15 protein-coding genes are annotated in these 14,179 nt (G+C 71.9%); 8 read left to right on the forward strand and 7 right to left on the reverse strand.

What is annotated here, in order from left to right:
- The first annotated feature begins 17 nt into the window (after positions 1–17).
- Positions 18–1,421, forward strand: a complete 1,404-nt coding sequence (locus BCR15_RS04515; protein ID WP_068750839.1) for an NAD(P)H-quinone dehydrogenase — start codon at positions 18–20, stop codon at positions 1,419–1,421.
- A gap of 6 nt (positions 1,422–1,427) precedes the next feature.
- On the opposite strand, the gene BCR15_RS04520 is transcribed toward BCR15_RS04515, so the two are convergent.
- Both BCR15_RS04520 and BCR15_RS04525 read right to left on the reverse strand, forming a co-directional pair.
- Positions 1,428–2,204 (reverse strand): hypothetical protein, encoded by a 777-nt coding sequence (locus BCR15_RS04520; protein ID WP_078919698.1) that lies wholly within the window; start codon positions 2,202–2,204, stop codon positions 1,428–1,430.
- A gap of 34 nt (positions 2,205–2,238) precedes the next feature.
- Entirely contained in the window at positions 2,239–4,014 is a 1,776-nt protein-coding gene (locus BCR15_RS04525) for an ATP-binding protein (RefSeq protein ID WP_228383433.1), read from the reverse strand.
- 91 nt (positions 4,015–4,105) lie between these two features.
- Between BCR15_RS04525 and BCR15_RS04530 the strand changes: the two genes are divergently transcribed.
- Positions 4,106–4,579 (forward strand): NUDIX hydrolase, encoded by a 474-nt coding sequence (locus BCR15_RS04530; RefSeq protein WP_068750843.1) that lies wholly within the window; start codon positions 4,106–4,108, stop codon positions 4,577–4,579.
- Between the two features lie 13 nt (positions 4,580–4,592).
- Here the strand turns inward: BCR15_RS04530 and BCR15_RS04535 are convergent, their stop codons facing one another.
- From BCR15_RS04535 to BCR15_RS04550, 4 genes are read right to left on the reverse strand one after another with little or no spacing between them, the layout of a single operon-like run.
- Positions 4,593–5,006: a hypothetical protein gene (locus BCR15_RS04535; RefSeq protein ID WP_141680033.1), complete on the reverse strand. Its 414-nt coding sequence runs from the start codon at positions 5,004–5,006 to the stop codon at positions 4,593–4,595.
- A 23-nt stretch (positions 5,007–5,029) separates the two neighbouring features.
- The gene (locus tag BCR15_RS04540) at positions 5,030–5,629 is read right to left on the reverse strand and encodes a Maf family protein (RefSeq protein ID WP_068750844.1); all 600 of its coding nucleotides are present in this window, start codon (positions 5,627–5,629) and stop codon (positions 5,030–5,032) included.
- Entirely contained in the window at positions 5,626–5,835 is a 210-nt protein-coding gene (locus BCR15_RS04545; RefSeq protein WP_068750846.1) for an acyl-CoA carboxylase subunit epsilon, read from the reverse strand. The genes BCR15_RS04540 and BCR15_RS04545 overlap by 4 nt, the downstream gene beginning before the upstream one ends.
- Entirely contained in the window at positions 5,832–7,406 is a 1,575-nt protein-coding gene (locus BCR15_RS04550) for an acyl-CoA carboxylase subunit beta (RefSeq protein WP_068751108.1), read from the reverse strand. The genes BCR15_RS04545 and BCR15_RS04550 overlap by 4 nt, the downstream gene beginning before the upstream one ends.
- A gap of 61 nt (positions 7,407–7,467) precedes the next feature.
- Between BCR15_RS04550 and BCR15_RS04555 the strand changes: the two genes are divergently transcribed.
- The 4 genes from BCR15_RS04555 to purE are packed head-to-tail and all read left to right on the forward strand — an operon-like array spanning position 7,468 to position 10,455.
- Entirely contained in the window at positions 7,468–8,259 is a 792-nt protein-coding gene (locus tag BCR15_RS04555) for a biotin--[acetyl-CoA-carboxylase] ligase (protein ID WP_068750848.1), read from the forward strand.
- 25 nt (positions 8,260–8,284) lie between these two features.
- On the forward strand, positions 8,285–8,782 hold the full coding sequence (locus tag BCR15_RS04560) for a PH domain-containing protein (RefSeq protein ID WP_068750850.1): 498 nt from the start codon (positions 8,285–8,287) through the stop codon (positions 8,780–8,782).
- Positions 8,783–8,804: 22 nt separating this feature from the next.
- On the forward strand, positions 8,805–9,965 hold the full coding sequence (locus BCR15_RS04565; protein ID WP_078919696.1) for a 5-(carboxyamino)imidazole ribonucleotide synthase: 1,161 nt from the start codon (positions 8,805–8,807) through the stop codon (positions 9,963–9,965).
- Positions 9,958–10,455: a 5-(carboxyamino)imidazole ribonucleotide mutase gene (purE, locus tag BCR15_RS04570; RefSeq protein WP_068750852.1), complete on the forward strand. Its 498-nt coding sequence runs from the start codon at positions 9,958–9,960 to the stop codon at positions 10,453–10,455. The genes BCR15_RS04565 and purE overlap by 8 nt, the downstream gene beginning before the upstream one ends.
- A gap of 1 nt (position 10,456) precedes the next feature.
- Here the strand turns inward: purE and BCR15_RS04575 are convergent, their stop codons facing one another.
- Complete coding sequence (locus BCR15_RS04575) at positions 10,457–11,566, reverse strand: LCP family protein (protein ID WP_078919695.1); 1,110 nt, start codon at positions 11,564–11,566, stop codon at positions 10,457–10,459.
- Between the two features lie 119 nt (positions 11,567–11,685).
- Here BCR15_RS04575 and BCR15_RS04580 point away from each other — a divergent pair, with 119 nt between their 5' ends.
- Positions 11,686–13,170, forward strand: a complete 1,485-nt coding sequence (locus BCR15_RS04580) for an LCP family protein (RefSeq protein WP_068750854.1) — start codon at positions 11,686–11,688, stop codon at positions 13,168–13,170.
- 27 nt (positions 13,171–13,197) lie between these two features.
- Complete coding sequence (locus tag BCR15_RS04585) at positions 13,198–14,172, forward strand: glycosyltransferase family 2 protein (protein WP_256094442.1); 975 nt, start codon at positions 13,198–13,200, stop codon at positions 14,170–14,172.
- Positions 14,173–14,179: the final 7 nt, after the last annotated feature.

Here is a 14,179-nt window from a genome sequence, read left to right on the forward strand (position 1 = left end):
TGTGGAAAGATGGGCCCGTGACCAAGGTTGTGATCATCGGTGGCGGACCCGGCGGATACGAGGCGGCCCTGGTGGCCAACCAGCTGGGGGGCGAGGTCACCCTCATCGAGCGCGAGGGGCTCGGCGGTGCCGCTGTGCTGAGCGACTGCGTCCCGTCCAAGACCCTCATCGCGACGGCCGAGGTCATGGTCCGGATCGAGAACGCCCGCCAGCTGGGGCTGCACATCGCAGCACCGGACGTCACCGACGTCGTCCGGGTGGACCTGGGCGAGGTCAACGAGCGGGTCCTGCACCTGGCGCGCGCCCAGTCCGCCGACATCGCACAACGACTGCGGCAGGACGGCGTGCATCTCGTGTCGGGCTCGGCGCGGCTCGACGGGCCGCACCGCGTCGTCGCCACCACCGAGAGCGGCGAGAAGGCCTTCGACGCCGACATCGTGCTGGTCGCCACCGGCACGACGCCCCGCGAGCTGCCGGAGGCCCGCTGCGACGGCGAGCGCATCCTCAACTGGAAGCAGGTCTACAACCTCACCGAGGTGCCGAAGCGGCTCATCGTCGTCGGCTCGGGCGTCACGGGGGCCGAGTTCGCGTCGGCCTACGACGGGCTCGGCTGCGACGTCGTGCTGGTGTCGTCGCGCCGGCAGGTCCTGCCTGGCCAGGACCAGGACGCGGCCGCCGTCCTGCAGCGGGCGTTCGAGCGCCGGGGCATGGAGATCATGAGCGAGTCCCGTGCCTACGCGGCGCGCCGGGAGGGCGACGAGGTTGTCGTCTCGCTGGAGGACGGGCGCGAGGTCCGCGGCTCGCACTGTCTGATGGCGGTCGGCGCCATCCCCAACTCGGCGGGCCTGGGTCTGGAGGACGTCGGGGTCGCGCTGACGCCGTCGGGGCACATCTCGGTGGACCGGGTGTCGCGCACCAGCGTCCGGAGCATCTACGCCGCCGGCGACGTCACCGGCGTGTTCGCTCTGGCGTCCGTGGCCGCCATGCAGGGCCGCATCGCCATGTGGCACGCGCTGGGCGACGCCGTCACGCCGCTCGACCTCCGGCGGGTGTCGTCGAACGTGTTCACCACACCCGAGATCGCCACGGTCGGCATCACGCAGCAGGAGGCCGACGACGGCGACGTTCGGGTGGCGTCGGTGTTGCTGCCCCTGGCGTCGAACGCGCGCTCCAAGATGCAGGGCTTCACCGACGGCTTCGTCAAGCTGTTCTGCCTGCCGACGACCGGCATCATCATCGGCGGCGTCGTCGTCGCACCGCGCGCCTCCGAGCTCATCCACGCGGTCTCGATCGCCGTGGCGCAGAAGATCACCGTCGACGACTTCAGCCAGGCGTTCACGGTCTACCCGTCGATGTCGGGGTCGATCGCCGAGGCAGCGCGGCGGCTGCACAACCGGGACGAGGCGCTGCTGACGACCTGACGGGCGCTAGTCGTCGAAGAGGCCCAGGAGCAGCGAGAAGCCGCCGATCATGAGGGCGCCGTGCGTGATCTGCCGCAGCGCGGGGTCCGTGCCGTAGCGACCGTAGTACCCCTGGGCCCACGGGGCGTACTGCTGGTTCTCCCAATACGGCACCTGGCGGGCCCCCATGGGCACGAGCCGGATCGACGGGTCGTGACCGGTCATAACGCGCTGCGCGTCGGCGGCGCAGGCGGGGACGTCGCGGACGGCGCCGCCGGGCGGGGCCCAGCGGACGTTCTGCGTGCTGGGCCCGTGCGCCGGGTCGAAGAAGCACGGCGGCCGCTTCTCGGGCAGCGGCTGGCCGGTGACTCGGGCCTTGACGCAGGCCACGGCGTACCGGCCGTCCTCCAGGATCTCCGCGATCCGGCGCACGTCGGCGTCGGTCTGGGCCCGCTGCAGCTGGTTCTTGGCGCCGTCGTAGGCGTCGAGGGCGCGGGTGTAGTCCGCGTGCGCGGCGGCGTCCAGCTCGCGGCCCACGACGTCGAGGTCGAGGTCGCGCAGTTCGCCGCCGAAGGTGGTGATGTCGGTGTCGAGGGCGGCGCGGGTCCCTGGGGTGATCGGGTGGACCGGCTGACCGTACGGCTGCGGGTAGCCCACGGCCGGATGGATCTGCTGGGGGGGCCCGTACGGGTCCCCCCAGCCGTGCAGTTGCCGCGGCGGGGGAGCGGACCGGCGCGACGTCATGGACACGATCGCGCCGACCACCATCATCACCATGAGCATGGTGAGGAAGCCTGACATCATGCTCCCCACGATAACCCCGGGGGCAAGGCTCAGCTCACTCGGCGTCGACGATCTCGCAGATCACCTCGCCCGCGGAGACGGGCTGGCCGGCCGCGACCTTGAGCCCGACGATCACGCCGTCGCGATGGGCGTTGAGGGGCTGTTCCATCTTCATGGCCTCGATGACCGCCACGGTCTCGCCCTCACCGACCTGCTGGCCCTCCTCGACGGCGACCTTGACGATCGTGCCCTGCATCGGGGTGGTCAGGGCGTTGCCCGACGGCGCCGACACCTTCGCACCGCCGCGGTCCCGCTTGGTGGGCTTCCTGACCGCCTTCGTGGCCGACGGACGCGCCCCGAAGCCGCCGGGCAACTTGACCTCGACCCGCTTGCCGTTGACCTCGACCGTCAGGACCTCCGGCTCCGGCTGGTCGTCCGGCTCCCCGATGACGCCGGTGTAGGGCGCGATCTCACCGGCGAACTCGGTCTCGATCCAGCGGGTGTGCACGCCGAAGCGCCCGTCGGCCGCGGTGAAGTCCGGCTCGTCCAGCACCGCCCGGTGGAACGGCACCACGGTCGGCATGCCCTCCACCCGCAGCTCGGCCAGCGCCCTCCGCGACCGCGCCATGGCCTGGTCGCGGTCCGCCCCGGTGACGATGAGCTTGGCCACGAGGGAGTCGAACGCTCCCGGGACCGTCATCCCAACGTGGTACCCCTCGTCGACGCGGACACCCGGCCCCGTGGGGGCGTGCCACTTCACCAGCGTCCCTGGAGCGGGCATGAAGTTGCGTGCCGCGTCCTCGGCGTTGATGCGGTACTCGATGGAGTGGCCGCGGACCTCCGGGTCGCCGTAGCCGAGTTCCTCGCCCGCGGCGATGCGGAACATCTCCCGGACCAGGTCCAGGCGCGTGACCTCTTCCGAGACCGGGTGCTCGACCTGGAGCCGCGTGTTGACCTCGAGGAAGGAGATGGTGCCGTCGAGGCCGACGAGGAACTCGCACGTGCCGGCGCCGACGTAGCCGGCCTCCCTGAGGATCGCCTTGCTGGACTCGTACAGGCGGGCGACCTGGTCGTCGGTCAGGTACGGCGCGGGGGCCTCCTCGACCAGCTTCTGGTGCCGGCGCTGCAGCGAGCAGTCGCGGGTGGACACCACGACGACGTTGCCGTGCCGGTCCGCCAGACACTGGGTCTCGACGTGGCGCGGCTTGTCGAGGTAGCGCTCGACGAAGCACTCGCCGCGACCGAAGGCGGTGACCGCCTCGCGGGTCGCCGACTCGAACAGCTCGGGCACCTCCTCCATCGTGCGGGCCACCTTGAGGCCGCGGCCGCCGCCGCCGAACGCGGCCTTGATGGCGATGGGGAGCCCGTGTGCCTCGGCGAACGCCAGCACCTCGCCGGCGTCCGCGACCGGGTCCGCGGTTCCGGGCACCAGCGGCGCCCCGACCTTCTGCGCGATGTGGCGCGCCTTGACCTTGTCGCCGAGGGCCTCGATGGCCGACGGCGGGGGGCCGATCCAGATGAGGCCGGCGTCCAGGACGGCCTGGGCGAAGTGCGCGTTCTCGGCGAGGAACCCGTAACCCGGGTGCACGGCGTCCGCTCCGGAGCGGGCCGCGACGTCCAGCAGCTTGTCGATGTTCAGGTACGTGTCGGCGGGGGTCGCGCCGTTGAGCGCGAAGGCCTCGTCCGCGAGGGTGACGAAGAGTGACTCCGAGTCCGAGTCCGCGTACACCGCGACCGAGTCGATGCCCGCGTCGCGCGCCGCGCGGATGACACGGACGGCGATCTCGCCGCGGTTGGCGATCAGAACCTTGGAGATGGCGTCGTTGCCCACTGGGGTCCTCCTGTATTCGGCTTTGCGCCGCAGTCTAGCCAGCACTCGGGTCTCGCTGGCGCGCCCGTCCACCGGCTGTGAGACTGGACCCATGCCGACTCCCGACTTCATCACCGAGCTGCGCCGACACATCGGGCACGCCCCGCTGTGGCTCATGGGGGCCAACGCGCTCATCGTCCGTGGCGGCGAGGTGCTGCTGGTCCGGCGCTCAGACACGGGGGAGTGGGCGCCGGTCAGCGGGATCGTGGACCCAGGGGAGCACCCTGCGACGACGGCGCGGCGGGAGGCCCTGGAGGAGGCGGGCGTCACCATCGAGATCGAGCGCCTGGTGTGGCTCGTCGTCACCGATCCGGTCACCTACCCCAACGGCGACCACTGTCAGTACGTCGACCACGGGTTCCGTGCCCGCTGGGTGGCGGGTGAGCCGCGCGTCGGTGACGAGGAGTCCACCGACGTCGCGTGGTTCCCCGCCGACCGGCTCCCCGAGCCGCGGCACAGGCACCTCGACGCCATGGTGCGGCTGGCCCTGAGTGAGCCCGGAGACGTGGCGCTGACGTTCGGGTGAGCCGCCCGCGTCGCTACTCTGCGCGGTCCGTGCGCAGGCTCAGCGCAGCGAGGCCGTCGGTGACCGTGAAGGCACCGTCGTGCGTGGCCGACTCGAACAGCAGCGACCCGCCACCGTCGGCGGTGATCGTGAATCCCATGGCGTCGAGGTGCCGCCGGAGATAGTCCGCGACCTCGGCGCCGGAGGGCTGCGTCAGCACGACGGTGACGTTGTTGCCCGCGTTGATCGCCTCGTCGATGACGACGGTGCGTGGCAGGGAGAAGCCCGCGGGGGCGTGGGTGAAGCCGAGGTCGGTGAGCAGCACGCCGCCGGCCGGGGCCGTCGCAGCGGCGGCGGGGGCCGGGTTGGGGCCGGGGGTCGACGCCGGAGCCGCGGCACACCCGGTCACGGCCAGCAGCGCGGCGAGACCCAGGAACATCCGTGACACGCCGCCACTCTAGCCGGGGGCCGTCAACGCCAGAGCGACTGCCAGGGCACGCCCGCGTCGATCACCATCTGCCGGAACAGCGGCAGGGACACGCCGACGACGTTGTAGGGGTCGCCCTCCACCGACGTGACATATGCCCCGCCGCGGCCGTCGATCGTGAAGCCCCCGGCCACCTTCTGCGGCTCCCCGGTGGCCGCGTAGGCAGCGATCTCGTCGTCGGACAGGTCGGCGAACCGGACGACGGTCGAGCCCACCCGGGTCGACCGGAACACCTGGGCGCCGCGCCGCACGACGACGAAATGCCCGGTGTGCAGCAGCCCCTCCCTGCCACGCATCCGCCGCCACCGCTCGGCGGCGGCCTGCTCCGAGCCCGGCTTCCCATGGGCGCGGCCCTCGAACTCCAGCACCGAGTCGCAGGCCAGGAGCAGCAGGTCCCCCTCGGTCTGGGGGAGCACGGCAGACCCCTTGGCCTCGGCCAGCCGCCCCGCGAGCCGCGGCGGCACCGGATCCGCGACGCTGCGCTCGTCGAACCCCGACACCAGCACCTCCGGGTCGAGCCCGGCGCGCCGCAGCACGGCGAGGCGCGCCGGCGACTTGGACGCGAGGATGAAGCGCATCGTCACAGGCGGTGGTAGGTGCGCCACGCGTCCCGCCCGCTCATCAGCGGCGTGCGGACCGTCCGGTAGTACGACGTCCAGCCCCCGGCGATCGGCCGGTCGTCCGCCGAGCGCAGCCGGTCCGGCCGCGACGACGCCTGGAGCACCGCCATGAGCGCGCCCAGCTCCTCCTCCGTCAGCTGCGGGCCGTTCAGTGAGATGGGCTCGGTCATAGCGGGATGTTCCCGTGCTTCTTCGGCGGGAGCGCCTCACGCTTGGTGCGCAGCAGCCGCAGCGCCCGGATGACCTGCGCCCGCGTCTCGTGCGGGTAGATCACCTGGTCGATGTAGCCCCGGTCGGCCGCGACGTACGGGTTGGTGAGCTCGTCGTCGTACTCCTGGATCAGCCGCGCCCGCTCCGCCTCGGGGTCCTCCGCGGCGGACAGCTGCTTGCGGTAGAGGATGTTGACGGCGCCCTGGGCGCCCATCACCGCGATCTGCGCCGTGGGCCACGCCAGGTTGATGTCGGCGCCCAGGTGCTTGGAGCCCATGACGACGTAGGCGCCGCCGTAGGCCTTGCGGGTGATGACCGTCAGCAGCGGCACGGTGGCCTCGGCGTAGGCGTAGATGAGCTTCGCGCCGCGCCGGATGATGCCCTGATGCTCCTGGCCGACGCCGGGCAGGAACCCGGGAACGTCGACGAACGTGAGGACGGGGATGTTGAACGCGTCGCAGGTCCGCACGAAGCGCGCCGCCTTCTCCGCCGAGTCGATGTCGAGGCAGCCCGCGAACACCGTCGGCTGGTTGGCGACGATGCCGATCGAGCGGCCCTCGATGCGGCCGAAGCCGACGATGATGGAGCCCGCGAACAACTCCATCACCTCGAGGAACTCGTCGTCGTCGAGCACGTTGCGGATCACTTCGCGCATGTCGTAGGGCTGGTTGGCCGAGTCGGGGATGAGGTGGTCCAGCTCGCGGTCGTGGTCGGTGATCGTGAGGTCCGCCTCGTCGTCGTCGAAGACGGGCGGGTCCTCCAAGTTGTTCTGCGGCAGGTAACTCAGCAGCTCCCGCACGTACTCGATGGCGTCGTTCTCGTCCGCGGCCAGGTAGTGGGCGTTGCCGGACTTCGTGTTGTGGGTGCGGCCTCCGCCCAGCTCCTCCATCGAGACGTCCTCGCCGGTCACCGTCTTGATGACCTCGGGCCCGGTGATGAACATCTGCGACGTCTTGTCGACCATGACGACGAAGTCGGTCAGGGCCGGCCCGTACACGTGTCCGCCCGCCGCCGCGCCCATGATGAGCGAGATCTGCGGGATGACGCCCGAGGCGCGTGTGTTGCGCTTGAAGATCTCGCCGTAGAGCGCCAGGGAGACCACGCCCTCCTGGATGCGCGCGCCGCCGCCCTCGTTGATGCCGATGAGCGGCACGCCCGTCTTCAGCGCGAAGTCCTGGATCTTGACGATCTTCTCGCCGTACACCTGGCCCAGCGCACCGCCGAAGATGGTGACGTCCTGGCTGAACACGCACACCGGGCGGCCATGGATGGACCCCGTCCCGGTGATGACGCCGTCGCCGAACGGCCGACGGGCGTCCATTCCGAAGGCGCTGGTCCGGTGGCGGGAGAACTGATCGAACTCGGCGAAACTGCCCTCGTCGAGTAGGGCCATGACCCGTTCACGGGCGGTCATCTTCCCCTTGGCATGCTGCTTCTCCACGGCTTCGACCGATCCCGCGTGCACAGCTTCATCGATGCGCACTCCGAGATTCGCGATCCGACCGGCAGTGGTGTGGATGTCGATCTCCATGGGGTCACGATATCCAGCCGAGGGCCACACGTCGCCGCTGCCCAGATTCGCGCGCCGTAGGATGGCGGCCGTGACCACACCCGACGCCGGCCGGATCCAGGCAATGCTCCCCGGCGGGAGCCTGTGGCGCCGCGTCGACGTGGTGTCCACCACCGGCTCCACGAACGCGGACCTCGCGGCCCGGGCCAGGTCGGGGGAGGCGGAGGGCGCGGTGCTGGTCAGCTCCGAGCAGACCGCCGGCCGCGGCCGCCTCGACCGCACCTGGGTCAGTCCGCCCGGCACGTCGATCTCGATGTCGCTGCTGCTCACCCCCCAACCGCCGTTCCCGCAATGGGGGTGGCTGTCGCTGCTCGCGGGCATGGCCGTCGCCTCCGCCGTCTCCTCGCTGGGGGGTCCCGCGGCCGGGGTGGGGCTCAAGTGGCCCAACGACGTGCTCATCCGCGGCCGGAAGGTGTGCGGCATCCTCTCCGAGCGCGTCGAGCACCCCGCCGGCGCCCGCGCCGTCGTCGGCATCGGCATCAACGTGGACCTGGCCGCCGACCAGCTTCCCGTGCCCACGGCGACGTCACTCGCGCTGGAGGGCCTGCCGACGGACCAGAGCCGTGTCGTCGCGGCCGTCCTCACCGAGTTCGAGACGCAGTACCGGTCCTGGCAGCGGCGGGGCAGCCTCCGCGCCGAGTACGAGGCGCGCTGCGCCTCGATCGGGGCCCCGCTGACCGTCGTCCTCGACGACAGGCGCGTCTCCGGGACCGGCCGGGGGGTCGACGACGTCGGGCGGCTGCTCGTGACCACCGCGGAGGGCGTCGAGACGTTCGCCGTCGGCGACGTCGTGCACGCGTCCCTCGGCCGCTGACCGGCGGCGTGCCACACTGGGGCGCATGGCGGTGAAACCCGAGGAGCTGGGCCAGGGCGAGCTGGTGGTTGTGTCGCTGCGCACCCACGCGAAGGCGCTGATCGTGCCGGTCGTCACGCTCATCGCGACGGCGGCGGTGGTGGGAGCCGGGATCGCCGTGCTGCCCGCCACGTGGCAGCCCTGGGGCACCTACGCGCTCGTCGCGGTGGCCCTGATCGCCGTCGTGGCCTGGGTGCTGCTGCCGCTGCTGCGGTGGGCGACCTCCACGTACACGATCACCGACCGTCGGATCATCACGCGCCGCGGCATCCTCACCCGCACCGGCCACGACCTCCCGCTGCGGCGCATCACGAACGTCAACTACGAGCGCTCGCTCACCGACCGCATCCTGGGCTGCGGCACGCTCGTGTTCGAGACCGCCGCGGGTCAGCCGCTGCGGCTGCCGGACGTCCCCGACGTCGAGCGCGTGCACGTCGCGATCACCGAGCTGCTGTTCCGCGACGACGAGGACCGGGGCGAGTGAGCGATACGGATATGCTGCCCCGGTGACTCGACGCTATGCCGTGGCCATCGCCGGGGGCGGGCAGCTCGCCCGCATGATGCACCAGGCCGCCATCCCACTGGGGATCGACGTGCGGCTGCTCGCGGAGGGACCGGACGTGTCGGCCGCCCAGGTCATCCCCGCCACCACGGTGGCGGACTACCACGACCTCGACGTGCTCACCGCCTTCGTCGCCGGGGCGGACGTCGTCACCTTCGACCACGAACACGTCCCCACGCGGCACCTCGAGCGGCTCGAGGAACTCGTCGCGGTGCGGCCCGGGCCGCAGGCTCTGCGGTTCGCGCAGGACAAGGCCCTCATGCGAGACCGCATGACCGAACTCGGCGTGGACTGCCCGGTGTACCGCATCTGCGACACGGCCGGCGAGCTCGCGGCGTTCGGCGACGAGCACGGTTGGCCCATCATCGCCAAGACGTCGCGGGGCGGCTACGACGGCAAGGGCGTGTGGAAGATCGACGGCCCGGCCGACGCGGGTGTCCCGTTCGAGGGCATGAAACAGGAGTCCGCCGGCGAGCGCGTGCGCATCGTCGCCGAGGAGTTCATCGACTTCGCCCGCGAGCTGTCGGCCATCGTCGTGCGGTCCCCCTCCGGCCAGGTCGTGGCCTACCCGATCAGCGAGACGGTGCAGACCGACGGCATCTGCGTCGAGACTGTCACCCCCGCCCCCGGGCTGGACCCGGCCCGCGCCAGCGCCCTGCAGGCCACCGCCATCCGCGTGGCCTCCGAGCTCGGCGTCGTCGGCGTCCTGGCCGTCGAACTCATGGAGGCACGCGACGGCCGCATCGTCGTCAACGAGCTGGCGATGCGCCCGCACAACACCGGCCACTGGACCATCGACGGCGCCCGCACGAGCCAGTTCGAGAACCACATCCGCGCCGCCCTCGACCTGCCGCTCGGCTCACCGGAGCTGCGCGACGAGGTCGTCGTGATGACCAACGTCCTCGGCGGGGCCGAGGAGGACCTCACCGGCGCGCTGCTGCACGTATTCGCCCGCGACCGCGAGATCCGGGTCCACCTCTACGGCAAGGAGGTCAAGCCGGGCCGCAAGGTGGGGCACGTCACCGCGCTCGGCACCGACCTCGACGACGTGCGCCGCCGCGCCCACCACGCCGCCCGCTACCTGATGGGAGATCCCGATGCCTGAGCCGCTCGTCTCGATCGTGATGGGGTCGGATTCCGACTGGCCCACCATGTCGGCCGCCGCCGACGCCCTGCGCGAGTTCGACGTCCCGTTCGAGGCCGACGTCGTCTCCGCCCACCGCATGCCCGAGGACATGGTCCGCTTCGGCCGCGAGGCTCACGAGCGCGGCGTGCGCGTCATCATCGCCGGCGCGGGCGGGGCCGCCCACCTGCCCGGCATGCTGGCGGCCCTCACCCCGCTGCCGGTGATCGGCGTGCCGGTGGCGTTGAAGTACCTCGACGGCATGGACTCTCTGCTGTCGATCGTCCAGATGCCCGCCGGCGTCCCCGTCGCGACGGTGGCGATCGGCAACGCCCGCAACGCCGGCCTCCTGGCCGTACGCATCCTCGCCGCTGCCGACGACCGGCTGCGGGAACGCATGGTCGAGTTCCAGGACTCGCTGCGCGACGCCGCGCACGCCAAGGGCGCCGCGGTCCGCGGCGCCGTCGGCTGACTCAGCCCTGGTATTTCTCCAGATCCGTGGTGTCGCCCGCGGCGATGGCCGCGAACACGGCGGCGCTGGCGTCCTCGTCCCACCGCACGACGGAGCCGACCCCGTCGACGGTGTCGGTGCCGGCGACCGGCACCGTCATACTGATGCCCGCGCCGGTGGTCGCGGCCGCGAAGCCCAGGCCCACCGCCGCCATGTCGACCAGGCCGGTGTCCTCGCCGCGGGACAGGGACTCGGCGGCCGCCATGTTGAGCCGCCAGTAGCGGACCGGGTTGACGAGGCTCGCGGGGGAGATGGCCTCCTTCATGATGGCCGCGATCACCTCGCGCTGCCGCTCGACGCGGCCCAGGTCGCCCTTGGGGTCCGACTTGCGCATGCGGGAATAGGCCAGGGCCGTGGTGCCGTCGACCGTCTGGCAGCCCTGGGAGAGCGTCAGGTCGGCGAACGAGTCGTCGATGTCGAACGTGGGGCACACCTCGATGCCGCCGACGGCGTCGACGACGTGCACGACCCCCTCGAAGCCGACCTCCAGGTACCCGTCGATCTTCACGCCTGTGTTCTCCTCGACGGTGGCCACCAACAGCTCCGGCCCGCCGAACGCGTAGGCGGCGTTGATCTTGTTGCTGCTGCGGCCGGGGATGGTCACCAGCGAGTCCCGGGGGAGGGACATGAGGACGGGCTTCGAGCCGAGCGGGACGTGCAGCAGCATCATGGTGTCCGCGCGGCCCGAGTCGTCCTCGCGCGCGTCGGAACCCACGAGCAAGATCGTCGTGCCGGGCTGGTCCGCGGGGCGGTCGCCGTCCGGCGACGCGTCGGTGGAGGTGGTGACCGTCCAGGCGTACGCGGGGGTCCCGATGAGGAACGCCAGCCACAGGACCAGGAGTGTCAGGAGCGTCCGCAGGACCGGGCGACGGCGGCGCGGACGGCGTGGCCGGCGGCCGGCGGGCGGCGCGACGGGGGGCTCGCCGGGGGTGGCCGGGTACGCCGGGCGGGCGCCGCCGGGGGGCGGATAGGCGCCGTCGCGCATCTCCGCGGCCGGCATCACTTCCGTGCGCTCGGGCCGGTCCGGGGACTCCGCCCGGTACAGCCATTCCATGTCGTCGTTCTTCGCCACCCGGGCCTCCTGTTCCGACCACAGGATACCCAGGCGGTCCGGCCTCCCCCCGCGTGGCGGATTTGTCGGCGGGGGGTCCCCGGGTGAGACTGGGGCGAGCCACCGATGAGGAGCCACCCTTGACGCCACCACGACCGACCGCGGCGCAGCGCATCCACTCCCGTCGGGCGTTGGGCTATGTGCTGATGTCGGCCCTTCTCCCGGGTTCCGTGCAGCTGTTCGCGGGCAACCGCGCGGTCGGCCGCCTCGCGACCCGCGTGTACGGGGCGGCCGCGCTGGTCTGCGTGATCGTCGCGTTCGGCCTCCTGGTGCTGCGCGGCCCGACGCTGGGACTGCTCCTGCAGCCGTGGCTCACCGGCGCGCTCCGGGTGGTCCTGTGGACGCTGTTCGTGGCCTGGGTGCTCCTCCTGATCGACGCGTGGCGCCTGGCGCACCCGCTGCGGCTGGAGCGCCGCCGGCGGCTGGCGCTCACCGCGCTGGCGCTCGGCACGATCCTCGCCGTCGCCGGGGTGACGACCACCGCCACCGAGGCCCTCGTGGCCGCGCGCAACGTCGGTCAGCTGTTCGGCGGGGGCGGTGAGACCGACCTCAAGGAGGGCCGCTACAACATCCTCCTCCTGGGCGCCGACTCCGCGGAGTCGCGCGAGGGCCTGCGCCCGGACTCCATCAACGTGGCGTCCATCGACGCCGAGACGGGCCGCGCTGTCCTCTTCGGGCTGCCGCGCAACCTCCAACGGGTGCCGTTCCCCGAGTCCTCCCCGCTGCACCCGCGCTACCCCGACGGGTACGTGTGCGACGGCGGCGAGTGCATGCTCAACGGCATCTGGACCCTCGGGGAGGAGAACGCCGACCTCTATCCCGGGCGCGACGCCGGCCTCGAGGCTACTAAGGAGGCCGTCGAGGAGACCCTCGGGCTCGAGCTCAACTACTACGCGCTGATCGACATGCACGGCTTCCAGTCGCTCATCGACGCCATGGGCGGCATCCGCCTCGACATCGGCCGGCGCATCCCGATCGGCGGCGCCAACGGCGCCCAGGTCACCAAGTGGATCGAGCCCGGCGAGAACGTGCTGCTCGACGGCTACCACGCCCTGTGGTTCGCGCGGTCCCGCTCCGACTCCAGCGACTACGAGCGGATGCTGCGGCAGAAGTGCGTCATGTCCGCCATGGTGCACCAGCTGGACCCCCTGACGGTGGCCACCAAGTTCGTGGCGCTGAGCGAGGCGGGCAAGGACCTGCTGCGCACCGACATCGGGACCGGGGCCATCAACGACCTGGCCGAACTGGCCCTCCGCGTGCGGGACCAGGGCATGACGGCGGTCAACTTCATCCCGCCCATGATCGTCTCCGCGGAACCGGACTTCGAGCTCATCCGCGCCACGGTCGACAAGCACCTGTCCGGGGAGCCCACCGTCGAGCCGAGCCCGGCGCGATCGTCGTCGGCGGCCTCGCCCACGGCCACCCCGAAGAAGACCGCCGACAAGCCCGAGGAGTCGACGTCGGCGGCGCCCACGTCGTCGCGGTCGTCGGCGCCCGCGCCCAAGCCGTCGGCCGAGGCCAGCACCGAGACCACGAATCTGGCAGCCGTCTGCGCGGTCAGCTAGGTTGGGCCCCTGGGGAAGGAGGGCCACGTGCAGCCGGTGAGCGTCGTGATGCCGATCCGCAACGAGGAGAAACACCTCCGCGCGGCGGTCGCCCGCGTCCGCGAGCAGCACTACCCGGGGGACCTCGAACTGCTGCTCTGCGTCGCCCCCAGCGAGGACCAGACACGCCGGATCGCCGAGGAACTCGCCGCCGAGGACCCGCGCGTCGTGGTGCTGGACAATCCCACGGGCTACACGCCGGCCGGACTCAACATCGGCATCCGCCGCGCACGCCACGACGTCATCGTGCGCGTCGACGGCCACGGCGAGCTGAGCCGCGACTACATCGCCACGGCGGTGCGCCTGCTCGAAGACACGGGGGCCGCCAACGTCGGCGGGCTCATGGACGCTCAGGGGACCAGCCCGCTGTCCGAGGCCATCGCCGCCGCGTACAACTCCCGCCTCGGGCTCGGCGGTGGCGGCTTCCACCTGGCCGACACGCCCCCCGGCCCGGCCGACACGGTGTTCCTGGGCGTGTTCCGCAAGGCCGTTCTCCTGGAAGTGGGCGGCTTCGACGAGAGCCTGCACCGTGCACAGGACTGGGAGCTCAACTACCGGCTGCGCCGCGCCGGCCACCTCGTCTACTTCCACCCGGACCTCAGGGTCGTCTACCACCCGCGCGACAGCTACCGGGCCCTTGCCCAGCAGTTCTTCACCACCGGCCAGTGGCGGCGCGAGGTGGCCCGGCGCCATCCGGACACGCTCTCGCCGCGCTACCTGGCTCCTCCGTCGGCCGTCGTGGGCATCGGCGGGGGGCTTCTCGTCGGGGTGGTGGGTCTGGCGAGCCGCAACCGCGGGCTGGCGCTCTTCCTCGCCGCGCCGCTGAGCTACGCGCTCTTCCTGCTCGTCGCTATGTGGGCCATGCGCGGGGTGTCGCCGGCGGCCCGGCTCCGGCTGCCGCTGGTGCTGGTCATCATGCACGTCATGTGGGGGGCCGGATTCCTCCGCGGTCGCCCTGAGTGACCGGCGG

Source organism: Tessaracoccus lapidicaptus, assembly GCF_001693815.1.
GTDB classification, from domain to species: domain Bacteria; phylum Actinomycetota; class Actinomycetes; order Propionibacteriales; family Propionibacteriaceae; genus Arachnia; species Arachnia lapidicapta.

Coding starts and splice junctions, on each gene's coding strand:
- BCR15_RS04520 (WP_078919698.1), bottom strand. CDS start 2,204: ATGATGTCAGGCTTCCTCACCATGCTCATGGTGATGATGGTGGTCGGC.
- BCR15_RS04530 (WP_068750843.1), top strand. CDS start 4,106: ATGCCGACTCCCGACTTCATCACCGAGCTGCGCCGACACATCGGGCAC.
- BCR15_RS04545 (WP_068750846.1), bottom strand. CDS start 5,835: ATGACCGAGCCCATCTCACTGAACGGCCCGCAGCTGACGGAGGAGGAG.
- BCR15_RS04550 (WP_068751108.1), bottom strand. CDS start 7,406: ATGGAGATCGACATCCACACCACTGCCGGTCGGATCGCGAATCTCGGA.
- BCR15_RS04555 (WP_068750848.1), top strand. CDS start 7,468: ATGGCGGCCGTGACCACACCCGACGCCGGCCGGATCCAGGCAATGCTC.
- BCR15_RS04560 (WP_068750850.1), top strand. CDS start 8,285: ATGGCGGTGAAACCCGAGGAGCTGGGCCAGGGCGAGCTGGTGGTTGTG.
- purE (WP_068750852.1), top strand. CDS start 9,958: ATGCCTGAGCCGCTCGTCTCGATCGTGATGGGGTCGGATTCCGACTGG.